The 26,014-nt window shown below is 34.6% G+C and carries 27 protein-coding genes; 15 read left to right on the top strand and 12 right to left on the bottom strand.

Annotated features, from left to right (window positions below):
- Positions 1–161 precede the first annotated feature (161 nt).
- Together E0I61_RS16295 and E0I61_RS08845 are read right to left on the bottom strand one after the other, a co-directional pair.
- Positions 162–1,061, bottom strand: coding sequence for an energy transducer TonB (locus E0I61_RS16295; RefSeq protein ID WP_165930201.1), 900 nt, complete (start codon positions 1,059–1,061; stop codon positions 162–164).
- Positions 1,062–1,257: 196 nt separating this feature from the next.
- The gene (locus E0I61_RS08845) at positions 1,258–2,484 is read right to left on the bottom strand and encodes a Glu/Leu/Phe/Val dehydrogenase dimerization domain-containing protein (protein ID WP_132070764.1); all 1,227 of its coding nucleotides are present in this window, start codon (positions 2,482–2,484) and stop codon (positions 1,258–1,260) included.
- A gap of 103 nt (positions 2,485–2,587) precedes the next feature.
- Between E0I61_RS08845 and E0I61_RS08840 the strand changes: the two genes are divergently transcribed.
- Together E0I61_RS08840 and E0I61_RS08835 are read left to right on the top strand one after the other, a co-directional pair.
- Positions 2,588–3,181 (top strand): TetR/AcrR family transcriptional regulator, encoded by a 594-nt coding sequence (locus tag E0I61_RS08840; protein ID WP_131995958.1) that lies wholly within the window; start codon positions 2,588–2,590, stop codon positions 3,179–3,181.
- Positions 3,182–3,231: 50 nt separating this feature from the next.
- Entirely contained in the window at positions 3,232–4,068 is an 837-nt protein-coding gene (locus tag E0I61_RS08835) for an alpha/beta hydrolase (RefSeq protein WP_132070762.1), read from the top strand.
- Here E0I61_RS08835 and E0I61_RS08830 read toward each other — a convergent pair.
- Entirely contained in the window at positions 4,046–5,131 is a 1,086-nt protein-coding gene (locus tag E0I61_RS08830) for an anhydro-N-acetylmuramic acid kinase (protein ID WP_132070760.1), read from the bottom strand. The genes E0I61_RS08835 and E0I61_RS08830 overlap by 23 nt on opposite strands.
- Positions 5,132–5,219: 88 nt before the next feature.
- Here E0I61_RS08830 and E0I61_RS08825 point away from each other — a divergent pair, with 88 nt between their 5' ends.
- From E0I61_RS08825 to E0I61_RS08780, 10 genes are all read left to right on the top strand, one after another.
- Positions 5,220–6,359, top strand: a complete 1,140-nt coding sequence (locus E0I61_RS08825; protein WP_131995949.1) for an acyl-CoA dehydrogenase family protein — start codon at positions 5,220–5,222, stop codon at positions 6,357–6,359.
- A 98-nt stretch (positions 6,360–6,457) separates the two neighbouring features.
- Complete coding sequence (locus tag E0I61_RS08820; RefSeq protein ID WP_131995947.1) at positions 6,458–7,135, top strand: Crp/Fnr family transcriptional regulator; 678 nt, start codon at positions 6,458–6,460, stop codon at positions 7,133–7,135.
- Between the two features lie 80 nt (positions 7,136–7,215).
- Complete coding sequence (locus E0I61_RS08815; protein ID WP_132070758.1) at positions 7,216–7,815, top strand: peroxiredoxin-like family protein; 600 nt, start codon at positions 7,216–7,218, stop codon at positions 7,813–7,815.
- Between the two features lie 2 nt (positions 7,816–7,817).
- Positions 7,818–8,276 carry a YHS domain-containing (seleno)protein gene (locus E0I61_RS08810; RefSeq protein WP_132070756.1) on the top strand — a complete coding sequence of 153 codons (459 nt, stop codon included), beginning with the start codon at positions 7,818–7,820 and terminating at the stop codon, positions 8,274–8,276.
- A gap of 20 nt (positions 8,277–8,296) precedes the next feature.
- Positions 8,297–8,677 carry a DoxX family protein gene (locus tag E0I61_RS08805; protein WP_132070754.1) on the top strand — a complete coding sequence of 127 codons (381 nt, stop codon included), beginning with the start codon at positions 8,297–8,299 and terminating at the stop codon, positions 8,675–8,677.
- Between the two features lie 9 nt (positions 8,678–8,686).
- Positions 8,687–9,175 (top strand): DinB family protein, encoded by a 489-nt coding sequence (locus E0I61_RS08800; protein ID WP_131995935.1) that lies wholly within the window; start codon positions 8,687–8,689, stop codon positions 9,173–9,175.
- Positions 9,163–9,873, top strand: coding sequence for an NRDE family protein (locus E0I61_RS08795; protein WP_132070752.1), 711 nt, complete (start codon positions 9,163–9,165; stop codon positions 9,871–9,873). Before E0I61_RS08800 ends, E0I61_RS08795 begins: the two co-directional genes overlap by 13 nt.
- A gap of 10 nt (positions 9,874–9,883) precedes the next feature.
- Positions 9,884–10,918 carry an ATP-grasp domain-containing protein gene (locus tag E0I61_RS08790; RefSeq protein WP_132070750.1) on the top strand — a complete coding sequence of 345 codons (1,035 nt, stop codon included), beginning with the start codon at positions 9,884–9,886 and terminating at the stop codon, positions 10,916–10,918.
- A gap of 4 nt (positions 10,919–10,922) precedes the next feature.
- On the top strand, positions 10,923–11,576 hold the full coding sequence (locus tag E0I61_RS08785) for a hypothetical protein (protein ID WP_132070748.1): 654 nt from the start codon (positions 10,923–10,925) through the stop codon (positions 11,574–11,576).
- Positions 11,577–11,627: 51 nt separating this feature from the next.
- The gene (locus E0I61_RS08780; protein WP_132070746.1) at positions 11,628–12,599 is read left to right on the top strand and encodes a M28 family peptidase; all 972 of its coding nucleotides are present in this window, start codon (positions 11,628–11,630) and stop codon (positions 12,597–12,599) included.
- A 1-nt stretch (position 12,600) separates the two neighbouring features.
- Here the strand turns inward: E0I61_RS08780 and E0I61_RS08775 are convergent, their stop codons facing one another.
- Positions 12,601–13,170 (bottom strand): GNAT family N-acetyltransferase, encoded by a 570-nt coding sequence (locus E0I61_RS08775; RefSeq protein WP_132070744.1) that lies wholly within the window; start codon positions 13,168–13,170, stop codon positions 12,601–12,603.
- 131 nt (positions 13,171–13,301) lie between these two features.
- On the opposite strand from E0I61_RS08775, the gene E0I61_RS08770 reads away from it, so the two are divergent.
- Together E0I61_RS08770 and E0I61_RS08765 are read left to right on the top strand one after the other, a co-directional pair.
- Complete coding sequence (locus E0I61_RS08770) at positions 13,302–13,979, top strand: SDR family NAD(P)-dependent oxidoreductase (protein WP_132070742.1); 678 nt, start codon at positions 13,302–13,304, stop codon at positions 13,977–13,979.
- Positions 13,980–13,999: 20 nt separating this feature from the next.
- A complete protein-coding gene (locus E0I61_RS08765; protein ID WP_131995911.1) occupies positions 14,000–14,602 on the top strand; it encodes a SprT-like domain-containing protein in 603 nt (200 codons plus the stop codon).
- A 4-nt stretch (positions 14,603–14,606) separates the two neighbouring features.
- On the opposite strand, the gene E0I61_RS08760 is transcribed toward E0I61_RS08765, so the two are convergent.
- From E0I61_RS08760 to gcvP, 6 genes are all read right to left on the bottom strand, one after another.
- A complete protein-coding gene (locus E0I61_RS08760; RefSeq protein ID WP_132070740.1) occupies positions 14,607–15,368 on the bottom strand; it encodes an ABC transporter ATP-binding protein in 762 nt (253 codons plus the stop codon).
- A complete protein-coding gene (locus E0I61_RS08755; RefSeq protein ID WP_131995909.1) occupies positions 15,365–16,114 on the bottom strand; it encodes an MlaE family ABC transporter permease in 750 nt (249 codons plus the stop codon). Before E0I61_RS08755 ends, E0I61_RS08760 begins: the two co-directional genes overlap by 4 nt.
- A gap of 68 nt (positions 16,115–16,182) precedes the next feature.
- Positions 16,183–17,031, bottom strand: a complete 849-nt coding sequence (locus tag E0I61_RS08750) for a glycosyltransferase family 2 protein (protein ID WP_132070738.1) — start codon at positions 17,029–17,031, stop codon at positions 16,183–16,185.
- 85 nt (positions 17,032–17,116) lie between these two features.
- On the bottom strand, positions 17,117–17,659 hold the full coding sequence (locus tag E0I61_RS08745; RefSeq protein ID WP_132070736.1) for a class I SAM-dependent methyltransferase: 543 nt from the start codon (positions 17,657–17,659) through the stop codon (positions 17,117–17,119).
- 235 nt (positions 17,660–17,894) lie between these two features.
- Complete coding sequence (locus tag E0I61_RS08740; RefSeq protein ID WP_131995903.1) at positions 17,895–18,953, bottom strand: 3-oxoacyl-ACP synthase III family protein; 1,059 nt, start codon at positions 18,951–18,953, stop codon at positions 17,895–17,897.
- Between the two features lie 285 nt (positions 18,954–19,238).
- On the bottom strand, positions 19,239–22,088 hold the full coding sequence (gene gcvP / locus E0I61_RS08735; protein ID WP_132070734.1) for an aminomethyl-transferring glycine dehydrogenase: 2,850 nt from the start codon (positions 22,086–22,088) through the stop codon (positions 19,239–19,241).
- Positions 22,089–22,235: 147 nt separating this feature from the next.
- Between gcvP and E0I61_RS08730 the strand changes: the two genes are divergently transcribed.
- Positions 22,236–23,066 carry a UbiA prenyltransferase family protein gene (locus E0I61_RS08730; protein ID WP_132070732.1) on the top strand — a complete coding sequence of 277 codons (831 nt, stop codon included), beginning with the start codon at positions 22,236–22,238 and terminating at the stop codon, positions 23,064–23,066.
- Here E0I61_RS08730 and E0I61_RS08725 read toward each other — a convergent pair.
- Both E0I61_RS08725 and E0I61_RS08720 read right to left on the bottom strand, forming a co-directional pair.
- Positions 23,046–23,507 carry an SRPBCC family protein gene (locus E0I61_RS08725; RefSeq protein ID WP_235832090.1) on the bottom strand — a complete coding sequence of 154 codons (462 nt, stop codon included), beginning with the start codon at positions 23,505–23,507 and terminating at the stop codon, positions 23,046–23,048. The genes E0I61_RS08730 and E0I61_RS08725 overlap by 21 nt on opposite strands.
- Before the next feature lie 271 nt (positions 23,508–23,778).
- The gene (locus E0I61_RS08720) at positions 23,779–25,806 is read right to left on the bottom strand and encodes a M3 family metallopeptidase (protein WP_132070730.1); all 2,028 of its coding nucleotides are present in this window, start codon (positions 25,804–25,806) and stop codon (positions 23,779–23,781) included.
- Between the last annotated feature and the right edge of the window lie 208 nt (positions 25,807–26,014).

The following is a 26,014-nucleotide window of genomic DNA, read 5'->3' as shown; positions in this document are numbered from 1 at the left end:
CCCTTTTTCTATTACGGTCGGGCTATCCGCAGTACTTCGGTACTTGCTTCTATCCCTCAAGCAAATTCGTAAACTATCAAATTATTGCAGTTGTCATTGCGAGGAACGAAGCAATCACAGTTGTTACTCTCGTTATGCGATGGCGCCCGTTCCTAATTGTTTTAATTCAAATTGAAATTGTAAACAATCTTACCGACTTGTTTTTCCGGTGCATCACTGCTGGCATCCCATCTCGTGTTCATCGCTGCAATTCGGGCCTGATCTAATAAGCATTTTGCGGTATTCGTAGTTCCTTTTACACCGGCAACTGCATTTATAGTCCTTCCGGTTCTGTCAACAGAAACTTCTACGACAACTTTTCCTTGTTCATTGCAAGTATATTTTGGTGCGGGTTTTGATAATGCTTTTCGGTTTCCTAATGAATATCCAACTCCTCCGCCAGAACCACTTCCGCTTCCTCCTCCGCTTCCGGAGCCATATCCACTGCCAGTTCCTATTCCGGTTCCGGTACCATTTCCACCGCCTGTTCCCCCACCAGAACCACCGGTTCCATAATAACCATTAGAACTCAAGCTTCCGCTAGCTTTTCCTTTGTTTCCGGCTGCTTTGTCATCGCCATCGCCTCCTTTATTAGAGCCTTTTAGAATGCTGGATAAAGCATCATTTGTATTGTTAGAAACTTTAGGTTTTACAACCACTGGTTTCGTTTCTTCTTTTACGACTACTGTTGGTTTTTTAGTTTTTTCTTTTGTTGGAATCACAACACTTTCTTCGGTACTGTTTTCTTGAGATAAAATAGCTTCCTCTGGAGTTGATTTTGCAGGCGTTTGTCTGGTTTGGTTTTTTATTTCCAAAACTTCGCTTTTATAATTTGCTCCAGAACCGAAATCGCTGTCACCAAAATTTACAGTAACGCCACCGCCACCGCCGCCGCCAGCAAGTTCATCGATGTTTGCAGGTGGCCAAAATCGGATGAAAAATAAAATCAACAACATTGTCGCATACAAAAGAATAGATAGTGCTAACGATTTCTTTTGATCTGATGAAATGGTGGAACTCATTTGTATTTAAAATTTTAAAAAGTCTATTACTAAAAAACGTTGAAAAGTACTAAAAATTGTTAAGAGTAAAAAGCTACTGCCAGAATATAAATAAGGATTGCTTTCGCTTAAAACTAGAAATAAGAAAAGGGATTAAATAGATTTTAAAATCTGCTTAATCCCAGTTCCGATAAATATAAAAGAATACTATTTGATTTTAAGTAAGCTGCTTCAATGCGATTTCAAAAGCAGTTGCACTGATATTTGTTTTACTTGGATTCAAATTATGCGCTTTTTCAATTGCTTTTTTGATGATTTCCGAAGTGTCTTGGAAGATAGCTTCATCTGTCATTTGTACTTTCTTTTCCATGAAGTAAGCAAAAACACGAGCCATACCACAATTAGAAATAAAGTCAGGAATCAAACTCACTTTATGATCTACATCTTCCATAATTGGACCAAAAAAGATTTCTTTGTCGGCAAAAGGAACATTTGCACCACACGAAATTACTTCAAGACCATTGGCAATTAAACTGTCAATTTGAGATTGAGTTACTAATCTGGAAGCGGCACATGGAGTGAATATTTCAGCACCGATTGTCCAGATTTTTTGATTGATTTCTTCAAAAAGAATCATATTTTCGGCAACCAGTTTGTTTCCGTCTTTTGCAAGAAATAAGGCTCTTATTTCTTCAAAAGTGAATCCTTCTTCATTGATTAATCCACCATCTCTGTCGATGATACCAATTACTTTTGCACCCATTTCGGCTAAGTAAAAAGCAGCAGCAGAACCTACATTTCCAAAACCTTGTACAATTGCTTTCTTCCCTTTTACATCTCCACCATAAATAGTGTAATAATTACGGACAGCTTCGGCAACGCCATAACCGGTAATCATATCGGCAACAGTATATTTTCTGGAAACATCAGGGGAAAATTTTGGATTTTCAATCACTTTCACCACACCTTGACGCAATTGTCCAATTCTGTTGATTTTGTCTGCTTCTGTCGGTTTGAAGTGACCGTTGAAAACACCTTCTTGCGGATGCCAGACGCCACATTCTTCCGTCATTGGAATTACTTCGTGAATTTCATCTACATTCAAATCACCACCAGTTCCGTAGTAACTTTTCAATAAAGGAGAAACAGCTTTGTACCAACGTTGTAAAACGCCTTTTTTTCTTGGGTCATTCGGATCAAAATTAATTCCAGATTTAGCACCGCCAATAGCAGGTCCAGAAACCGAAAATTTCACTTCCATGGTTTTTGCCAAAGACAAAACTTCATTCATATCCAACCCTTTTCTCATGCGAGTTCCACCACCGGCAGCACCACCACGTAGCGAATTGATAACTGTCCATCCTTCAGCTTCCGTTTCAGCATCTTTCCAATGGAAAACAATCTCAGGTTCTTTATTTTCGAATTTCTTTAATAAATCTTTCATTTGTGACAATTAATTTTGATATGCAAATCTAGTTTTTTCAAACAATTTAAAAAGAAATTTTACTTTTTTTTTGTTATTTAGATACCGATTGGTATCTTTACATATGCGATCATCGGAAATAACAAAAGCAAAAGTGCTAAAAGAAGCGACTACTCTTTTTAATACAAAAGGGTATAAATCTACGTCATTAAGTGATATTACTGAGGCTACAGGTTTGACCAAAGGTGCTATTTACAGGCATTTTGAGAATAAAGAAGGTCTTGAAATTGAAGCTTTTCAGAAAATGATGCAAGCCATTTTTGGGGCTTTAAATGAGAAAATTAAGGTCGAAAACAACACTAGAGATAAGTTGTTTTGTGTGCTTAATTTGTTTCAAAGTTACATTACAAGTCCATTAATTATTGGTGGTTGCCCGCTGCTAAATCTTGCTGTAGAAGTTGATGATACTAATTTGGAATTGAAGCAAAAAGCACAACAAGCCTTGTTCGTTTTTCGCGATTCTGTGGAGAAAATAATTATCAATGGAAAAACACACAAACAAGTTCGGAATTTAGTTAACGAAAAACTAGTGGCAACTATATTGATTTCAACACTTGAAGGCGGTGTGATGATGAGTAAACTTCAAAATTCAAACTCCGATATTGAGATTGTAGTGAACCATTTAAAAAACTGGATTGTTTCGGATATATTACTGTAAAAAAATTTAAACAATTTGATACCAATCGGTATCTTAAAACAAAAATAATTATGAATTTTAGAAAAATAATGCAAAAATCGACAGGGTTTTATTTCAATTTGTTGTCATTTATTCATCCAAAAAAGCTAAAAAAGGATGGTTTTTTACTTTTTTGCAATCCATTTGCTCGAAAAGTAAAACCGCATCAATTGGAATTTTTGCAAAGAGGAATGTCAGATGTTCTAAATTTTGAAGGGTACAAAATCCAAACGTATAAATGGGGCAGTGGGAGTAAAAAAATACTTTTAGTTCATGGTTGGGCCAGCCATTCTTTCCGTTGGAAAAACTATATTGAACATTTGGTTAAAAACGATTTTACGGTTTACTCCTTAGATGCACCTGCTCATGGTTTATCTTCCGGTAAATACATTCATGTGGTTTTGTATGCGAAAGTTATAAACGTTTTTTTAGAAATAAATTCAGATATTTCATCAATTGTCAGTCATTCCATCGGCGGATTCGCAACTGCTTATTTTTTAGATGAATACAAAGAACATACTATTGAAAAAGTGGTTATTATGGGTGCACCCGGTGAAGCTTCCGATTTTTTTGATTTTTACAAACAAACATTAGGATTAACTACAAAATCTGTCAACTTAATTATTGATGAATTTCAGGTACAATTAGGAAAATTACCAAGCTATTTTTCGAGTGCTAAATTTGCAGAAAGCATTGCTATTCCGGCTTTAATCGTACATGATAAAAATGATTTGGCAACTAGTTATAATTATTCCATACGATTAAATAAGCATTGGAAAAACAGCCAATTGATTCTTACAGAGGGATTGGGACACGATTTAAAAAGCAAAGATATAATGAAAAAAGTTACCGATTTTGTTTTGAATTAAACACATAAATTTCACCTGAACTATGATCTGTACTAGCACCAGTGACACTGCTCAAAACATTGATTTCTCCGCGTAATTTTAAAACACCGAGTAGCGCAAAAATCAACGCTTCTTTGAATTCCAGGATTTTAGTTGATGGAATAATAATTTTCATTTCCGGCAAATGATACCGAATGCGTTCGATGAGAAAATCATTGTAAGCACCGCCGCCAGTGATATAAAGGCTTCCGTTTTTATTTGGCAAAGCCAAAGCAATTTGCAACGCTACATGTTCGGTGAAAGTATGTAATTTGTCTTCAACTGGAATGGAATAGCTGTCGATAATAGGTAAAACAGTTTCTTTTACAAATTCAAAACCCAATGATTTAGGATGTTTCTTTTGATAGAAATCTAAAGCATTTAATTCATTCAATAAATCTTCATTACAAATTCCGGTTCTTGATATAATGCCTTTGTTATCATAATCCAAACCCAATTGGTTCGCATAAAAATTCAAAACAGTGTTTACCGGCGAAATATCAAAGGCAATTCGGTTGTTATTTTGTTCAAATGAAACATTCGAAAAACCGCCTAAATTCATGCAGTAATCATATTCAGGAAATAAAATTCGGTCACCAATAGGAACCAAAGGTGCGCCTTGACCGCCAAGTTGTACATCCTGAATTCTGAAATCACAAACTACCGTTTGATTAATTAAAGTAGCGATTTCGGGTAAATTACCAATTTGAAGCGTGAATCCGTTTTGTGGTTGGTGTAAAATAGTATGTCCGTGGGAACAAACGGCATCGAGATTTTCGATTTTGTGCTTTTTGATAAAATTGAAAATAATAGCAGCCAGGAGTTGTGTGTAGTCTTGATTTAATTTCTGAAGTTCTTTGTCTGAAAAATCAACGGCTATTTTCAATTGGTTCACCCAATCAGCGCTATAAGAAACGGTTTCGGATTCCAAGATTTGAAATTCCCATTTATTATTTTTTACAGTAAAGACAATATGCGCCAAATCTACTCCATCGAGAGAAGTTCCGGACATTACCCCTACAACTATATACTTTTTTTTTAACATTGGCTAAATTTACGAAATCGTTTGAAATCTGATATTTAATAATTACTTTTGACGACAAATTTAAGAACATTTAATTTACTATAAAAATATGGATTTTAACCTAACCGAAGAGCATTTAATGATTCAACAGGCTGCCCGTGATTTTGCGAATGCCGAATTGTTACCTGGAGTTATTGAAAGAGATGAATATTCTAAGTTTCCAACTGAACAGGTAAAGATGATGGCTGATTTAGGTTTCTTGGGAATGATGGTTGATCCTAAATATGGCGGATCTGGTTTAGATAGTGTTTCGTATGTTTTGGCTATGACCGAAATTTCAAAAGTTGATGCTTCTGCAGCGGTGATTATGTCAGTAAATAATTCATTAGTTTGTGCCGGTATAGAAAAATATTGTAATGAAGAACAAAAAATGAAATATTTGGTTCCTCTTGCTAAAGGAGAAGTGATAGGCGCTTTTTGTTTGTCAGAACCGGAAGCGGGTTCAGATGCAACATCTCAAAAAACAACTGCAATAGATAATGGAGATCATTACCTGTTAAATGGTACAAAAAACTGGATAACTAATGGTTCGTCTGCATCTACTTATATTATAATTGCTCAAACGGATATTGAAAAAGGGCACAAAGGAATCAATGCTTTTATTGTTGAAAAAGGTTGGGCAGGATTTGATATTGGACCAAAAGAAAAGAAAATGGGAATCCGTGGATCAGATACGCATTCTTTAATGTTCACTGATGTAAAAGTTCCTAAAGAGAACCGAATTGGGGCTGATGGATTTGGTTTTAACTTTGCCATGTCAGTATTGAACGGTGGAAGAATAGGTATTGCTTCTCAAGCATTAGGTATTGCAACTGGCGCGTATGAACTGGCATTGAAATATTCACAAGTAAGAAAAGCTTTTGGAAAGGAAATTTTCAAACACCAAGCAATCGCTTTTAAATTAGCGGATATGGCTACTCAAATTATGGCTGCAAAAATGCTAGTTCTTAAAGCAGCTTCTGAAAAAGATGAAGGGAAAGACATTTCACAATCTGGGGCCATGGCTAAGTTATTTGCTTCGCAAACGGCTATGGATACCACTATTGAAGCTGTTCAAATTCACGGGGGGAATGGATATGTGGCTGAATATCATGTAGAGCGCATGATGCGTGATGCTAAAATTACTCAGATTTATGAAGGAACTTCTGAAATACAAAGAATTGTAATTTCAAGAACATTAGTTTCATAAATATATTTTATACGATTTTATAAACCCTTTCAAGTTATGATTTGAAAGGGTTTTGTTTTTCAAATTGTTTTTTTAATACATTTACGAAAAGAATTTTTATGTATGAAGATTTAAAATATTGGTATTTGCGCGATCACAAATTGTTTCGGACTTTGAGTTTTGGGCAAATCAAGCAATTGTGTATTATTACCGGTTTTAAAAAAGCACAGAAAGGCGAAATTATCTATTTTTCTGCTTCGGATTTACCAAGAATTTTTTTGCTTAAAAAAGGGAATATAAAAATTGTTGCGGTCGATGAAGACGGAAATGAAACGATTAAAGATATTATTCAAAAAGGAGATTTGTTTGGGGAACTGACTTTGGAGGCGGACATTCAATCCAATGAATATGCAAAAGTGCTTTCGGATGATGTAGCCATTTGTAGTTTTCTAATGTCGGATTTCGAAAATTTATTGTTGCGAAATCCAAGTCTGGCTTTGTCCTATACTAAGTTTGTAGGCTTAAAGATGAAACGCATTAAGAACAGTTATTCTAATTTGATTTCTAAAGACGCTAAAACCAGATTGTTTCAGTTCTTAAAAGATTGGGCTGAAAAAGAAGGCAAACAAGTAGAGAATAAAGTTGTAATTGAAAACTACCTAACACAAAACGATATAGCGCAAATTATCTGTACTTCGAGACAAACAGCGACTCATTTACTCAATGAAATGGAAACTAATGGCACAATTGTTTATAGTAGAAAAGAAATTATCATAACAGATATCAGTAAAATATAATTATTTTAGTAGAACTGTAATATAGCCGACATATCATCTCGATATAACACAGTAGTTTTACAACTTAAAAATGTAACACTATGAAAAAAATAATTTGTTTGGCTTTATTAGCAATTGGACTAACGGTAAATGCTCAAAATGATTTACCAAAATCAGCCACTGAAATCGCACCACTACTTATTGGAGAAAAAATTCCTAATGTCACTTTAAAATCCGTTGAAAATAAAGAGGTCAATTTAACCGAATTAATTACCAAAAAAAAAACCGTTTTAGTTTTTTATCGTGGTGGTTGGTGTCCGTATTGTAATATTCATTTAGCCGCATTGGCTGAAGCCGAAAAAGAATTGCTAGATTTAGGATATCAAATAATCGCCATAAGTTCTGATGCTCCAAAAAGTCTGAAAGTAACAGATGACAAAGGAAAATTAAATTATTTGTTATTATCGGACAGTACGGGCGAATTGTCTAAAGCTGTTGGAATTGCTTTTCAAGCTCCGGAAAATTATAAAGCTATTATAGCTAAAGGTTCTGAAGGCGTGAATAATTCTTTTTTACCTGTTCCGGCGGTGTTTATTTTAAATGAGAATGCTGAAATTGAGTTTGAGCACATTACTCCAAATTATAAGAACAGAATTTCAAATGATTTGTTGATTGCCGTTGCAAAATCTTTAAATAAATAATCATGAAAAAGCTACTGTTTATTCTAATCGTATTGTGTCCTCTTTCTGGGTTTTCGCAAAAGGATAATAAACGACTGACTCATTTTAATCTTGAAAAAAAGGTGGCTATTCAAGGATATGATCCTGTGGCTTATTTCAAACAAGGAAAGGCAGTCAAAGGGAAAAAAGAAATATCAGTATCGCAAGAAGGTGTCGTTTATTATTTTTCTATGCCAGTAAATAAAGAATATTTCTTGAAGAATCCTTCAAATTTTGAACCTCAATACGGAGGCTGGTGTGCCTTTGCAATGGGAGACTCTAATGAAAAAGTGTCTGTAAATCCAGAGACTTTCAAAATTAGTAATGGGAAGTTGTACTTGTTTTACAATGCTTTCTTCAATAATACATTGAAAAGTTGGAATAAAGAGGAATCCGGATTGATGATGAAGGCCGATGCTAATTGGAATAAAATAATTAAATAATTAAATAAAAAATAGAAATCATGAAATCAGTTGTGTTTTTCTGGATATTACGACTCGCTGTAGCGGTAATTTTAGCGCAAACGCTGTACTTTAAATTTACGGCCAGCGAAGAATCGGTTTATATTTTTTCTGCTTTGGGAATTGAACCTTACGGAAGGATTGGTACTGGAATTGCGGAGTTGATTACGGCAATTTTGATTTTAATACCAAGAACTTCATTATTTGGTGCTATAATGGGTTGCGGCGTTATGGTTGGTGCGATTTTTGCACATCTGTTTGTGCTTGGGATTGAAGTGAAAAATGATGGGGGCACACTTTTTATTTTGGCACTAATTACCTTTCTTTGTTGTGTTACTTTAGTATTTAAGGATAGAACTAAAGTAATGAATTTGTTGAATTAAAACTTAAATATGCTAATACCTTCTATAAATAATAGTTTAAACGAACTAATTGATTTACTAAATCAATTGTCACAAAATGAATATTCAAATTCTTGTGCAGAATTAAGTAATGCAACTATTGGAGAGCATACCAGGCATATTATAGAGATGTTTCAATGCTTAGAAAATCAATATGATTCAGGTTTTGTGAATTATGATAAAAGAGAACGAAATACTCTTATTCAAACGGATACCTTTTTTGCTGTTGAAAATATTGTGTTGATTCAACAAAATTTAGACAAAAAAAATAAAAACATCGAGTTGTTGCAAATTATTGATGGAGAGGAAATTCGAATTGAAAGTAACTATTTCAGAGAATTGCTGTATAATTTAGAACATTGTATTCATCATCAGGCACTTATTAAAGTGGCTATTTTGCAATGTGAGACAGTGACAATAGATCCTGATTTTGGAGTTGCTCGATCTACAATAGCATTTAGGAATCAATGTGCACAGTAAGTTTTATAGCAACGAATGATAAAATTATCATTACCTCCAATCGGGATGAAAAAACAGTAAGACCGAGTGCAATACCTCCAAGAAATTATACCGTAAACGGAAAAAATATTATTTTCCCAAAGGATCCCAAAGCAGGAGGAACTTGGTTTGCTGCTAATGCAGACGGGACAATTTTGGTGCTTTTAAATGGTGCCGACGAAAAACATGAAGTACAACCTCCATATCGAAAAAGCCGTGGTTTGATTGTTTTAGATATGATCAGCAGCATTTCACCAAAGGATTTTTGGACCGAAATTGATTTGGAAAATATAGAACCTTTTACGTTAGTTTTATTTCAAAACAACGCTCTTTTTCAATTGCGATGGAACGGAAAAGAGAAAGAAACAACTCCTTTAGATAGTCAACTAAACCATATTTGGTCTTCGTCAACATTGTATCCATCAGCGATTCGTGAAAAACGTTCCAATTGGTTTTATACTTTTATGAATGACAATTCTGAAATTTCTGAATCAAAAATGCATGATTTTCATCGCTATACCGAAAAGGGAAATGATGAAAATGGTTTGGTTATCAATAGAAATGACGAGATGAAAACGTTAAGCATCACGCAATCGGTTATTGAAAAAAATAAAGTAGCTATATTGCATTACGATTTGATTGCACAGCAGGATTTTTCGACCTCATTTATCACCGTTTAAAAAACACACATTGAAACTATTTTTTCATAAAATTACCCATTGGGAATACTGGCCTTTCCAGATTGTTTATATTCCTATTTATTTTTTATGGTCCTATTATTCAATAAAGGCAAAATCTATTTTTTTCTTTAATGCTTCTAATCCAACCATAAAAAATGGCGGTTTTATGATGGAGTCTAAAAAAGAAATCTATAATTTGATTCCGCAACAATATTACCCAATAACGGAATTAATTAAACAAGGAACTGCTCTTGAACAAATTTTAAAGAGTATTGAAGAGGCAAAAATAAAATACCCCTTGATTGCAAAACCAGATATTGGATTACGAGGATCTGGGGTAAAAAAAATTAATACCGTTGCCGATTTAAAAGAATATGCTGACAAAGCAAATTTCGATTACATAGTGCAGGATTTAATTCCTTATGAGCACGAAGTTGGGATTTTCTATGTACGTTACCCTCATGAAAAAGTGGGTAGAATCACAGGAATAGTTTCTAAAGAATTTCTGATTATTACCGGAAATGGATTCTCTACTATAGAAGAACTAATCAAAGAAAATCCTCGATACGAACTGCAATTAAAGATTTTGAAACAGGAGTACGGAAAAAAACTACTCATTATTCTTCCAAAAGGAGAGAAATTGAATTTGGTCCCTTATGGAAACCATGCTCGAGGTGCAAAATTCATAGATGGAAGCCATTGGATAACCCCAAAACTGACAGAGACAATTAACGAAATGTGTTTGCAAATTCCAGGTTTTTACTTTGGAAGAATGGATGTGATGTACAATACTATGGAAGAATTGGAACAAGGTCTAAATTTTTCAGTTGTGGAGTTGAATGGTGCTGCAAGCGAGCCTACACACATTTATGACCCCAAGCATTCTTTGTTTTTTGCTTGGAAAGAACTAGCCCGCCATATTACGTATATGTATGAAATAAGTGTTGCAAATCATAAAAATGGCACACCGTATTTACGGCATAAAGACGGCATGAAAGAATATAGAATGCATCTCGTACAAAGCAATAAAATTGTAAATTTTTAAAACTATGAAGGCATTGAAAAACATTTTTGTTGGTTTTTTAGTGAGCTTTATCGGTTCGATACCTTTAGGATATTTGAATGTTATAGGTTTTGAAATTTATTCGAAACTAGGAATGAACAGCTTAGTTTTCTTTTTATTAGGAGTGATTTTTGTGGAGATGTTTGTGATTTATTTCACTTTAATTTTTGCAAAGCAACTAGTCAATAATAAGAAATTAATGAAGATCATTGATTTTTTTTCCGTTTTCTTTCTGTTGATTTTAGGCTACTCTTTTTATGCTAGTTCTGATCAAACAGTGGAACAGCAAGGAATTTTAGAAAAATATGCGATGTATTCTCCTTTCCTGATTGGCGTATTTTTGAATTGTATCAATTTCCTTCAATTGCCATTTTGGACGGGTTGGAATCTCTATCTGATGAATGGGAATCATATTTCCATTGTAAATAAGTTAAAACAGTATTATATTGCGGGGACTTTATTTGGTACATTTCTTGGGATGTTGACTTTAGTTTTGATACTAAATATGTTGTCTCAAAATACTACTAGCTTTTCTAAATATGTAATTCCAGTAGTAATTCCATCATTTTTTGTGATTTTGGCTCTTGTTCAAATGGGTAAAGTTTACAAGAAATATTATCAAAAAAAAATCGAAATATAAAAGTTTAATGCTAATTCACATCTGTCTTTATCAACAATAATCACTTTAATTATGAAAAAAATTTTTCTGTTACTTCCATTTCTTTTCTTGTGTTGTAAACCAATTACTTCGGTTATAAATGAGACCGCAACAAGTTATCCGTCGACAATTGCGTATAAAGTAAAAGAAAATGATGTTGCCGAAACATTGAAATATTTAGCTTCGGATGAATTGGAAGGCAGAGAAACCGGTACAATAGGAATGGTGAAAGCTGCTGATTATTTGGAGCAGTTTTTTAAGAATAACAATGTTAAGCCTTATTTTAAATCATATCGCGACACGTTATCAACTTTCAAGGAAACCGCTTTTAATATTGTAGGTTTTGTTGAAGGAAGCGACCCAGTTCTTAAAAATGAATTTATAATTCTAAGCGCTCATTACGATCATATTGGCTTGGATAAAAAAGGTGTAAATGGAGATTTCATAAACAATGGTGCCAATGATGATGCTTCAGGAACAACTGCAGTTGCTGAAATGGCGAAATATTTTAGCATAGCCAAAAATAATAAGCGAAGTATTCTTTTTGTGTTTTTTGCAGGAGAAGAAAAAGGATTGTTAGGGTCTAAACATCTAGCCAAAAAACTGAAAGCACAAGATTTTAAATTGTATGCCCAGTTCAATATTGAAATGATTGGTGTGCCAATGAAAAGAGATTATCTAGCTTATATAACAGGTTTTGATAAATCCAATATGGCGGGTAAAATCAATGAATATACCGGAAAAAATACGATTGGTTTTCTTCCAAAAGAAGCCGAATATAAATTATTCTACAGGTCAGATAACTTCTCTTTTTATGATGTTTTCAAAGTGCCTTGCCAATCTGTGAGCACGTTTGATTTTGAAAACTTTGAATTTTACCATCATGTTTCGGATGACTTCAAAGCGATGGATATTCCGCATATGACTTCCTTTATTCAGGAGTTATTGCCTGCTGTAACGCAAATGGTAAACACGCCGACACAAGAAATCATAATGCTTAAATAGTTTAAGAAACTGCCTGATTCATATCATACGCCAAAATAAAGTACTCATTATTGTTGAATTGAAACTCACCAATAATGGTCCATTTTAGTTTTTCGGTATGTGCTTTCGCGGATGGAATATTAGTTTTGTTGATGAAAGTCAAACTCAATGGATATTTTTGGACCATGTGTGTTCTCATGAATTCAAACAGCGGTGTTATCAATCCTTTTCCACGATATTCCTTGTGAATGCAAATAGGACAATATTGAAAGCTATTGGTTGTGGTAATTTCAAAATCTAAAAAGGTCAGGTCAGAAAACAAGGAACTCATGTGATTGAAAATGGGCCATTGTTTGAAAAAATCCCAACTTCCTGCAAAAATGTAAGCAATGATTTTGTTATTGTCTTTGGCAATAAATAAGTCTTTTTCATTGATAACTTCAGTTAGTTGTTGGATCGTAAATGGTGTGGTAACAAACCCGAAAGCTTTTTCTTCTTCAGATAAATTGGCTACAAGATATAATTCCTGTAATGCCAATACGCCATCAATGTCACTCATTTTTCCAGTTTCGAATTGTATGCTTTCTGTCATTTTCTGGGAATTCAGAAGTTAATTTACTTTGTCAAAAATAAGTAAAATTATAGGAATTTTTAATTTTTATTGTGACAACAATCCTTTGCGTAAAGCGTTACTTTTTTACCGTTTTTGTTTATTTTTGCTTCATGAAAAATATTATCATCACAGGAACGAGTAGGGGAATAGGATTTGAGTCGGCATTGCAATTTGCGAATGCGGGACACCAAGTATTAGCCATTTCCAGAAAAATTCCTCAAGCTTTATTGGGTAACGAAAATATCACCTGTCTTTCAGTTGATTTATCCAATGAGTCTGAATTGGAAAAAGTTAAAGATTTTCTTTCCAAGTCATGGAAACAAATAGATGCAGTCATTCATAACGCAGGAAGTTTATTGTTGAAACCCTTTTCAGAAACGACTCAGGAAGATTTTGAAAACATCTATAAAGTCAATGTTTTTGGAGTTGCTAATTTGACCCGAATTTGCCTGCCATATTTACAAAAAGGTAGCCATGTTGTAACGATAAGTTCTATGGGCGGAATTCAGGGAAGTTTAAAATTTGCCGGACTTGCAGCGTATAGTTCGAGTAAAGGTGCCGTTATTACACTGTCAGAGTTGTTAGCTGAAGAATATAAGGAGCGTGGAATTTCTTTCAATGTTTTAGCTTTGGGTTCTGTTCAAACAGAAATGCTTGCGGAAGCTTTTCCAGGCTATCAAGCGCCAATAACGGCGGGTGAAATGGCAAATTATATTTATGATTTTACTTTGACTGGAAATAAATATTTCAACGGCAAAGTGTTGCAAGTTTCTTCTACCAATCCATAACTCATAATTCCCAAATTGTTTTGAGCGAAACCTTAGCCAGATACATTCCAGAGCATGCGGTAAAACCCGTTTTCGAACTTATTGTTGCCAATCAAGTGCATCTTAAGATTGTAAACGAGCGTCAGACGCGTCATGGTGATTATCGAAAAGGATTGAACGGAAAGCATGAAATCACGGTAAATTCGAATCTGAATAAATACAAGTTTTTGATTACGTTGATTCATGAAATCTCGCATTTGGTCGCTTTTGAAAAATTTGGGAGACATATCAAACCTCATGGAAACGAGTGGAAATATTCTTTTCAACGGTTGATGATTCCTTATATTCGCCCAGAAATTTTCCCGAATCACTTATTGCCTTTGTTAGCGAGGCATTTCAAAAATCCGACGGCGAGTAGTGATACCGATGCTACATTGGCTTTGGCACTGAAACAATTTGACCAGCAAAATGATAAAAACTATGTATTCGAAATTCCCTATGGTAGTGTTTTCCGAATCGAAAATGGAAAGATTTTCAAGAAAATAGCAATAAGAACGAAGCGTTTTGAATGCCTCGAAATGAGTTCTGGAAAAACTTATTTATTCAATCCAAACGCTGAGGTGGAGTTGTTAAAATCTAGTTAGTTTTTTACTCTTTCAGATACGCTTCTCGTACTTTTTTGAATAAATTAGAAGAATAAACAAAGGCAACGACAGCTTCGTTATCGGTTCTGAAAATTTCTTCTTTGGTTCCTTCCCAAGCTTTTAGACCATCTTTTAAGAACAAAATTTTCTCCCCAATTTCCATCACGGAGTTCATATCATGCGTATTTATTACTGTCGTGATATTGTATTCTTCTGTAATTTCTTTGATAAGATTATCAATCAAAATAGCTGTATTTGGATCTAAACCAGAGTTGGGTTCATCACAAAACAGGTATTTTGGGTTGTTTACAATCGCGCGCGCAATAGCTACCCGTTTTTGCATTCCTCCTGAAATTTCCGATGGTAGTTTTTTATGTGCATCAGTCAGATTGACTCTTTTTAATACAAAGTCTACGCGCTCCTGAATTTTTGAATTATTGTCTTTGGTGAACATTTTCAATGGAAACCCAACGTTTTCAGCAACTGTCATGGAATCAAACAACGCACTTCCTTGAAAAACCATTCCTATTTCAGTTCTTAAATCACGTTTTTCATCTGGTTCGAGTTCAGAATATATTCTTCCATCGAATGAAATTGTTCCAGATTCAGGAGTGTGAATTCCCAAAAGGCTTTTTAGCATAACGGTTTTCCCGGATCCGCTTTGTCCAATAATTAAATTCGTTTTTCCTGTTTCAAAAACAGTGGAAACGCCTTTAAGGATTTTGATACCGCCAAATGATTTTTCTATGTTTTTTACTTCTATCATGAGCCAAGTAACAATTGAGTTAATACGTAATTAAAAGTAATTATGGTAACTGATGTCCAAACAAAGGATACGGTACTTGCACGGCCTACTTCGAGTGCGCCACCTTTCATGTAATATCCGTGAAAAGCAGGGATGGTCGCTAATAACATGGCAAAAATCAATGTTTTAAGAAAAGCATAAACGATATGAAACGGAATAAAATCCAATTGAGCGCCATTTATAAATTCGTCGCTTGAAGTAAAACCACCATAAACACCGGCCATCCATCCACCCATAACTCCCAGGAACATACTGATTCCAATGACAAATGGATAAAGTAATAAAGCAATTATTTTAGGAAAAACTAAATAGTTTAGGGAATTAACTCCCATCACTTCCAGAGCGTCAATTTGTTCGGTTACTCTCATAGTTCCAATACTTGACGTAATAAAAGAACCCATTTTTCCGGCCATAATCACAGAGATGAATGTAGGCGCAAATTCTAATATTACGGATTGTCGTGTGGCAAACCCAATAAGATATTTTGGAATTAATGGATTGGTCAGGTTCAATGCAGTTTGTATGGCAACAACACCTCCAACAAAGAAAGAAATGAATGCTACAATACCAAGGGAACCAATAATTAAATCATCTATTTCCTTAAAAATTAGATTTTTCATCACAGACCATTTTGTCTGTTTATTGAAAATTTCTTTTAGCATTAAGAAGTATCTTCCTATCTGCGTTATATATCGAATGAGCATCATAGTTTTGTGATTATGGGCTAAATTACAAAAATAGTTATGAGTTATAAGTTATGTGTTCGTAGTTTTCGTTAGAAAATTTTTTCTTTCATTTTCTTCAAACGATACTTGCGAATGAATTTAGCTTGTTCTTCGGTAACCAATAACGGTGTTTTTGCAGCTTTAGCTTTCCAAAAACCTTTGATGTAATCTAAAAAGAGTAACGGTTTCTTTTTCATCATCGCCAGTTTTGCCGAAGCTATGGAAGTAATTAAAAATCCGTAACCTAAAGTGTAAAAGGCTTCTCCCTGTTTATAGCGGGCCGTTTTGTTGTAATTTGCTCCAGTTGGTTTCAAATGTTTTACAATTAATGAAGCGTCCGTAACGACTTTCCATCCGTAAAATTTTGACAATAATTCATCAACGGTATCCCAACCCATAGCAGGTTTTAAATTCCCTATTTGTTGAAAACATGCTTTTCTATAGGCTTTGAATGCACCACGAATATGGTCTTTATCCGTTAGGTTTTCCAGAATCCATTCTCCATTTTTTTCAATGTAGGCAAATCCGCCAGCGATTCCTATTGTTGCATCTTTTTCGAAAATATTTAAAATAGTCTCGAAATAGTTGTTGGGTAAAATTAAGTCGGCATCCAGTTTTACGATTACGTCATATTCTTCGTCCAGTGTTTCGAAACCTTTGTGAAAAGCCTGAATGACTTTGCTTCCCGGTAAATGCAGCGCGCTTGAAGTTTTATTTACCAATGAGATAAACGGATTTTCTTTGGCGTAAGCCGTAACTATTTCGGCTGTTTTATCCGTAGAATTGTCATTGACAATCACTACTTTTTTAGGTAGAACAGTTTGAGAAATTAAAGAATCTAGAGTTAAAGCAATGAAAGCTTCTTCGTTATGAGCTGGAATAACAATATAATAATTCATTTAAAAAATTTTAGATTTTAGAGTTTAAATTTTAGATTAACAATTTGTTGTAAGACGTTAATCTAAAATCAAAAATCAGAAATCGTTAATCTACAATCTTAAATCTATTTGATTTTTCAGCGTAAACGATGTAATATCTGTTGGTGAACTTTCTTAATAAGGGACGTAAACCAAATTTCTTTACTGGATTGGTCCATTTTTGACGGTCGATTATTTTCCAACCTGTTTTTTCCAATAGCCAGTCCAGTTGCCAATCTTCAAATTCATGATAATGTCTGTCCCACAAGTCGGTTTTGCTTCTATAGGCTGGTGAAAACCACAAACGCATTGGGATAGATATAAAAAGTTTATCCGATTTTATTTCGCTTAAAATCGTGTAAGGATTTAGTAAATGTTCAAAGATTTCGAAGGCGGTTACTACATCTTTTTTTTCTGTTGAAAATACGGATTGGTCTTTGTCTAAGTCTTCTCCTGTTGTATTTGTAACAGTAAATCCTTCGGACTTCATTATTTTAGAGAAAGGATTTTCAACGCCTAAATCTAATATGGTCTCTGAAGTTGAGACGTGTTTTTTTAGAAATTCTAAAGTATGTTTGAATCTTTTATTGGGAAACGTTTTTTCGTACATGTTTTTTTGATTTTGCCGCTAGGACACGAAGGCACAAATATAGTAATAAATGTGTTTTTGGGCATTGTTTTTTAGCCCGGATGGGAATGAAAATCCCGGAGCTTCAAAATGTAGTTTTTCAAGGTGCAAAAAGCGACTAAAAGAAGCTTTCTTGCACCTTATAAAAACAAGTTTTGTAGTGAGGAATTGTAGTGTACAGCCGGATTAGCTCCTGATTGTTGCGTTTCTCACAATTTTAATATCTGTAAACAAATGCGTTGATGTTCATTCCTGCACCAACGGATGCAAAGATTAGAACGTCGCCTTTTTGTATGGATTGGTTTTCAATTTCTCCGCGAATTAACAAGTCAAAAAGAGTTGGAACGGTTGCCACACTGCTATTTCCAAGTTCATGTATGCTCATGGGCATGATGTCTTTTGGTACAGGTCTGTCGTGTAATTTGTAAAAACGTTGAATTATAGCTTCGTCCATTTTTTCATTGGCTTGATGGATAAGGATTTTTTTCACGTCATCAATGCCTATTCCGCTTTTGTCTAAACAACTTTTCATTGCTGCAGGAACTTGGCTTAATGCAAATTCATAAATCTTACGTCCATACATTTTTATGTAACGAATGTCTGGATCTAAATCAGGGTTGTATGATTTTCCAAAAAACAAGTAATTTGCCTCGTCATGAGCGTAAGTAGCACTTTCGTAGGCTAACATTCCGGTTTCATCATCGGAAGCTTCAATGATAGAAGCGCCAGCGCCATCCGAATAAATCATGGAATCCCTGTCATGGGCGTCAACTACTCTCGAAAGGGTTTCGGCACCAATTACCAGACATCGTTTTGCCATGCCAGATTTGATGAAAGCATTGGCTTGAAGTACGCCTTCAATCCAACCCGGACATCCAAAAAGAATATCGTAGGCTACGCATTTTGGATTTTTTATTTGTAATTTATTTTTTACACGGGTGGCTAAGCTTGGAATCATATCAGATTGATTTGTTCCGCATTTTACATCGCCAAAGTTGTGAGCAAAAATGATATAGTCAATTGTTTCCGGGTCAATTCCTGCATTTTCTATTGCTTTTTGAGAAGCAAAAAAAGCTAAATCAGAAGAGGTGTATTGGTCTTCGGCATAACGTCTGTGTTCTATGCCAGTTATTCCTTTAAATTTATTAATGACTACTTCATTAGGGTAACCAAAAGCTGTACCGTCTTCATTCAAAAAAACATGTTCACTAAAGTCAGTATTGCTTACTTTTTTCTCAGGAATATAACTTCCTATTCCAGTTATTTTTATTTTCATCGGGTTGTTTTTCCAAAAATTCAGGCTAATTTAATGATAAATAAATTAGTACACTCACAAAATTTACTATGCATGCATATAATTATGAAATAATAATTTATTGGCAAAAATATTGATTATTTTATTGCAAATTGCAAAAAATGATGCGATATTTATTTCTTAATTGTTGCAACTTGTAAAATCGATATTTAAGGGTTTGTTTGAATTATTTGTTTGACTTTATAAAGATTACAGGTATAAAAAATGTCCCGATTTCTCGAGACATTTTTTTAAAATATTAAAAAATTAGTTTTCCATGTACGCTTCAATTGGCGCGCAAGAACAAACTAAGTTTCTATCACCATAGGCTTCATCAGCTCTACGAACGGTAGGCCAGAATTTATTTTCGGCAATGTATTCTAATGGAAAAGCTGCTTGTTCACGAGTATATGGAAAATTCCAGCTATCTGTAGTAACCATCATCAAAGTATGTGGAGCATTTTTCAACACATTATTTGGATTGTCTAAAGTGGCGGCTTCAATTTCTTTTCTGATAGCAATCATGGCGTCGCAAAAACGATCTAATTCTTCTAAGTTTTCACTTTCTGTAGGTTCAACCATTAAAGTTCCGGCAACTGGAAACGAAACGGTTGGAGCATGAAAACCATAATCCATTAAACGTTTTGCAATATCGGTTACTTCAATTCCTTTTTCTTTAAATGGACGGCATTCCAAAATCATTTCGTGTGCTGCACGGCCCATTTCTCCAGAATACAACGTATCATAATGACCGTTTAATTTCTCTTTAATGTAGTTCGCATTTAAAATGGCATATTGAGTAGATTTTTTTACACCTTCAGCGCCAAGCATACAGATGTAACCATACGATATCAAACACACCAAAGCAGAACCCCAAGGTGCAGCAGAAATAGCCGTGATGGCGTTTTCTCCTCCTGTTGGAATTATAGGATTTGTAGGTAAAAATGGTACTAATTGTGGTGCTACACAGATTGGTCCTACACCAGGTCCTCCACCTCCATGAGGAATAGCGAATGTTTTGTGTAAGTTCAAGTGACATACGTCAGCACCAATAGTTGCAGGATTTGTTAATCCTACTTGAGCGTTCATGTTGGCACCATCCATATAGACTTGCCCACCGTTATCGTGGATCAGTTGTGTGATTTCTTTGATCGCGCTTTCAAAAACACCGTGAGTTGAAGGATAGGTTACCATCAAACAAGAAAGATTGTCTTTGTGAAGAATTGCTTTTTCGCGTAAATCTTCAACGTCAATATTTCCGTTTTCCAATGTTTTAGTTACCACAACTTTCATCCCGGCCATCGCCGCCGAAGCTGGATTCGTACCGTGCGCTGATGATGGAATTAAAGCAATGTTTCTATGGTGATCTCCTCTTGATTGGTGGTACGCACGAATTACCATTAATCCCGCATATTCACCTTGAGCACCAGAGTTAGGTTGCAATGTTGTTCCGGCAAAACCGGTAATAACATTTAATTGTTGTTCTAATTTAGCCAACATTTCTTGGTATCCTTGCGCTTGATCAAGTGGTGCAAACGGGTGAATGTTATTCCATTGTGGCATGCTCAAAGGCAACATTTCTGAAGCGGCATTCAGTTTCATCGTACAAGAACCTAATGAAATCATCGAATGATTCAATGCTAAATCTTTTCTTTCCAACATTTTGATGTAACGCATCAAAGCGGTTTCTGAATGGTGTTTATTGAAAACATCATGTTGCAAGAAGGTTGATGTTCTGTTTATGTTTTCTGGGAAATGATTGGTTTCTGATAAACTCTCAATTGTAGTTGCCTGAGTGCCTTTTGCGGAAGCGAAAACAGCAACGATTTTATTTAAATCGGTAATACTTGTTGTTTCGTTTAAGGAAATTGAAACGGTATTTTCGTCGATGTAATAAAAGTTAACTTCATTTTGTTCGGCGATTGCTTTTACTTTTTTGGCATCAGCGGTAACAACAATTGTGTCAAAGAAAGCAGTATTGGTTTGTTGTAAGCCTAATTTTTCTAATTCATTTGCCAATGTTGCTGCCGAAGCATGAACTTTATCGGCAATATATTGCAATCCTTTTGGACCATGATAAACGGCATACATTCCTGCCATAACTGACAATAAAACTTGTGCGGTACAAATATTTGAAGTTGCTTTATCACGTTTAATGTGTTGCTCGCGGGTTTGTAATGCCATACGCAAGGCACGGTTTCCATCAGTATCAACAGTTACACCGATGATTCTTCCAGGCATACTTCTTTTGTACTCTTCTTTTGTAGCAAAATAAGCCGCGTGTGGACCACCATAACCTAACGGAATTCCGAAACGTTGTGTTGTTCCTAAAACTACTGCAGCGCCCATTTCTCCCGGAGGAGTCAATTTTGCCAAACTTAAAATATCAGCGGCAACAGCTACTTTTATTTCGTTTGTAGCTGCTTTAGCGATAAAAGCGGTATAATCGTGAACTTGTCCAAATTTTCCTGGATATTGAAGGATTGCTCCAAAATATTCCGATGAAAAATCGAATGTTTCATGATTTCCAAATACTAATTCAACCCCGATTGGAGTAGAACGTGTTTGTAAAACCGATAAAGTTTGTGGTAATATTTCTTCAGAAACAAAGAATTTATTGATGTTGTTTTTCTTTTGATCGCGAGTTCTTACGTCGAATAATAATGCCATTGCTTCAGCAGCGGCAGTTCCTTCGTCTAATAAAGATGCATTTGCGATTTCCATTCCGGTTAATTCGATAACCATCGTTTGGAAATTCAAAATCGCTTCTAAACGACCTTGTGCAATTTCGGCTTGATACGGTGTGTAAGCAGTGTACCATCCTGGGTTTTCAAATACATTTCTTTGGATTACCGCAGGAATAATTGCTGCATTGTAGCCTAAACCAATGTACGATTGAAAAACTTTATTTTTATTCCCTAATTTCTGGATGTGATTTGCAAACTCATATTCAGTCATAGCAGGTTCCAAGTCCAAATCAGATTTTAAACGAATATCACTTGGGATAGTTTCTTGGATCAATTGGTCAAGTGTTGCTGCCCCAATTGTCTTCAACATGTGTTCTAGATCATTCTCTCTTGGGCCAATGTGTCTTAATGCAAAAGCGTCTGTTTTCATTATATATAAAATGGGTTGTGTGTTTCTTGTTTTAAAAGGCTGTAAAAATAAATATTAATCTGCTATTAAAAGACTTTTTTAACTTGATTTTCTGTGAATTTTTCAACTAAAAACCATTCTTGTTAACACTTTGATTAATTTTGTACAATGAGATTTTTGAAACTTATATTTGATTTTTATATTAATAGCAGTATTCACGTGGGTTTATCGTGTTATGCCTTGGTGAGAATGACGCAACATATGTTCCACATTTCTTTTGATGAATCAATAGCCAACTTTGCTTTTTTTGGAACAATTGTAGGATATAATTTTGTGAAATACGATGCTTTGGCTCGAGCAAAAGAAATTGAAATGCGTAAGGAGCTAAAAGCGATTGCTTTGTTTAGTTTCTGTTCCCTTCTTTTTGTTGTCTATTATTTTTTTCTGCTGGAACGAATAACGCAAATCGTAGCGATTGTTTTTTTGAGTATTACGTTGTTGTATACACTTCCCTTTTTTCCAAATAAGAAGAATGCCAGAAATTGGGCCGGTGTAAAAATTTATATTGTGGCTTTGTGTTGGGTAGGAGTGACGTTGGTTTTGCCAGTTCTGAATGCACACATTTCAATTACTTCTGATTTCTATTTAAAATGCATGCAACGCTTTATCTTGATTTTTGTATTGGTATTGATATTTGAGATTATTGATTTAGCACATGATGACCCCAATTTGCAAACTGTTCCGCAACAGATAGGAGTAAAGCGTACTAAGATTTTGGGGTATTTTTTATTAATTATTTTTTGTACACTAGAATTTTTCAATTCAAATAGTAATGTCAATTTTCAATTCTTTCTATTGGAATTACTATTGATTTTTGCCATTGCTATAACTACTGCCTTTTTTCTGTTTTTTGCGAATGAAAAACGAACTAAATATTACACTTCTTTTTGGGCGGAAAGTGTTCCGATTGTTTGGTGGTTATTGCTTCTCATTTTCTGATAGAGCTTTCAGTGTTTTATTTCTTTCGATAATAAAATTTATCAAATGATTTTTTAAAAACAGTAAATCAAATAATTTTCCAAAAAATCCATAAGGCACTTCATAATATAATTTATCCTTCATTATGGTAATACCATCTTCTTCATTAAATAGATGTTCATGTCGGAATGATTTGAATTTTCCTTCTTCCATTTCATCAACAAAATAGTCATATAAGATCATTGCAGTGATTCGGCTTTTATGATTCAGATAAATGCCAAAATGTTTGCCCCGCCAAGTCACCGTTTCAGTGTAGTTGATTAACCCGGAAGTTATTCCGTCAATGGCAGTTTCTTTTGTGAAATTAGCAGATTTTTGATGTGTATCAACATTTCTGGATAAATCAAAAACAGTTTGTATTGGGGCGTTTATTTTTGTTAATACCTTTATAGTTGTCATCATATTTAGATTTTTAGTTTGTCTTTAATGATAATTTTGGAACTGACAGAAAAAGAAGTTGCCTTTAAATTCTTGATAAAAATAAAGTGTTTTTGTGTTTTGTTTCCAAAGTACTGTGCTTGTAATCAAATGTTTACTTCTTCAAAATTACTATAAAAAACATTTTAATTCCTAATACACGGATATTTATTTTTAGAAATAAATGAAAATATTTTAAAAAAACCGAAGCTTTCACTCCGGTTTCTATGATCTAAAAGTCGTATTATCCAATAATCTAGACCAATCCTGCTCTTCTCAATAGTGCTTCCGGTTTTGGTTCTTGTCCTCTAAAGCGTTTGTATAAAATCATCGGATGTTCTGTTCCGCCTTTAGAAAGCACATTTTCTTTAAATTTTGTGGCTACTTCTTTATTGAAAATACCTTTTTCCTGAAAATATTCGAAAGCATCTGCATCGAGAACTTCTGCCCATTTATAACTGTAATAACCAGAAGAATAGCCACCTTGAAAAATATGGGAGAAAGAAGTGCTCATCGCATTTTCTTTTACATCAGGATACAATTGTGTTGCTGCAAATTGTTCGGTTTCAAAAGCTTTGATGGCTGCAATGTTTGATGGATCTTGTGCGTGCCAACCCATGTCCAACAATCCAAAACTCAATTGACGCATCGTTGCCATTCCTTCTTGAAAACTCGCGCTTTCCTTGATTTTATGCACTAATTCCATTGGAATCATTTCGCCAGTTTGGTAATGATATGCGAACAATGCCAAAGCTTCTGGCTCGTAACACCAGTTTTCCAGAATCTGACTTGGTAATTCCACAAAATCCCAATACACAGAAGTTCCGGATAAACTTGGATACATGGTGTTAGCTAACATCCCGTGCAACGCGTGACCAAATTCATGAAACAAAGTCGTGACTTCGTTAAATGTTAATAAAGATGGTTTTGTTTCGGTTGGTTTCGTGAAATTACATACAATTGAAATATGCGGTCTTTCGTTAATCCCTTTTTTGATGTATTGTGATTTAAAAGACGTCATCCAAGCGCCGTTGCGTTTGCCTTTTCTTGGAAAGAAATCAGCATAGAAAACAGCAACCAGTTGGTCGTTTTCATCTTTTACTGCGTACGTTTTTACTTCTTCATGGTATTTATCGACTTCGAAAATTTCTTCGAAAGTGATTCCGTATAATTTTTGCGCTACTGCAAAAGCACCGTCCAAAACTTTTTCTAATTGGAAATAAGGTTTTAATATTTCATCATCCAAATTGAATAATTGTTGTTTCAGTTTTTCGGAGTAATACGCACTGTCCCATTTCTCGAGTTGTTCGATTCCGTGTAATTCTTTGGCAAAAGCGGTCAATTGTGCAAATTCTTTCAAAGCTGCCGGTTTCGCTTTTTCCAATAAATCATTCGAAAATGTTTTTACTTTCTCCGGACTTTCTGCCATTCTTTCTTCAAGAACAAAATGAGCGTGAGTAGTATAACCTAAAACTTGTGCTCTGTCAAAACGTAATTTTGCAATTTTCAGCACGATTTCCTGATTGTCAAATTCATTGTTTTGAAAGCCTTTGGCACCAAAAGCAATTGCCATTTTCTTGCGCAATTCGCGATTATCAGCATACGTCACAAACGGAACATAACTTGGATAATCCAAGGTAAAAATCCAACCTTCTTTTTCTTGGCTTTTAGCCAAAGAATGAGCGGCTTCGATAGTTCCTTCCGGTAAACCGGCTAAATCGGATTCATTCGTAATATGCAATTGATAGGCTTGCGTTTCGGCCAATACATTTTCGCCAAACTGTAAACTCAATTTCGATAATTCTTTGTCGATTTCTCGTAATTGATTTTTTTTATCTTCCGGCAAATTGGCTCCGTTTCTGGAAAAACTTTTATATTTTTTGTCTAAAAGCGTAGTTTGCTCCGGATTTAGATTCAGTTTTTCTCGTTCCTCATAAACCGTTTTCACTCTAGCAAATAAATCAGGGTTAAGACGAACATCATTTCCAAATTCAGATAATAAAGGAGAAACTTCCTGAGCGATTTTTTGAATTTCGTCATTTGTTTCCGCTGAATTCAAGTTGAAAAAGATGCTTGAAATTCGATCCAAAACATCTCCGCTGAATGCTAATGCTTCAATGGTGTTTTCGAAAGTGGGTAGTATAGGATTTCGTACAATAGCATCGATTTCGGATTTTGCTAATTTGATCCCTTTTTGAAAAGCAGGAAGAAAATCTTCGTTTTTAATTTTCGAAAAAGGCGCAGTATTGTACTTTGTATTGAAATGGTGGGTTAAGATGCTCATTTGTGTTTTTTAATAAAAATAATTCGATGTTTAAAGATAACAAATGTACGGATTTAATAAAAAAAATGAAGTTGATAAAGCAATTGATTTGCTCCAAAATGGCGCTGTTGATTGTGTTATTTAAATGTTATTTATTTCGTTTCGCAGAAATAAAGCCCTAAATTGTAAAAAAAGATTGGTTTCTGAAGAAGCAAATCAAAAAAAGAAA

The sequence above is a fragment of the Flavobacterium ranwuense genome, assembly GCF_004349315.1.
GTDB classification, from domain to species: Bacteria; Bacteroidota; Bacteroidia; order Flavobacteriales; family Flavobacteriaceae; genus Flavobacterium; species Flavobacterium ranwuense.
This window is presented reverse-complemented; position numbering and strand designations above follow the sequence as displayed.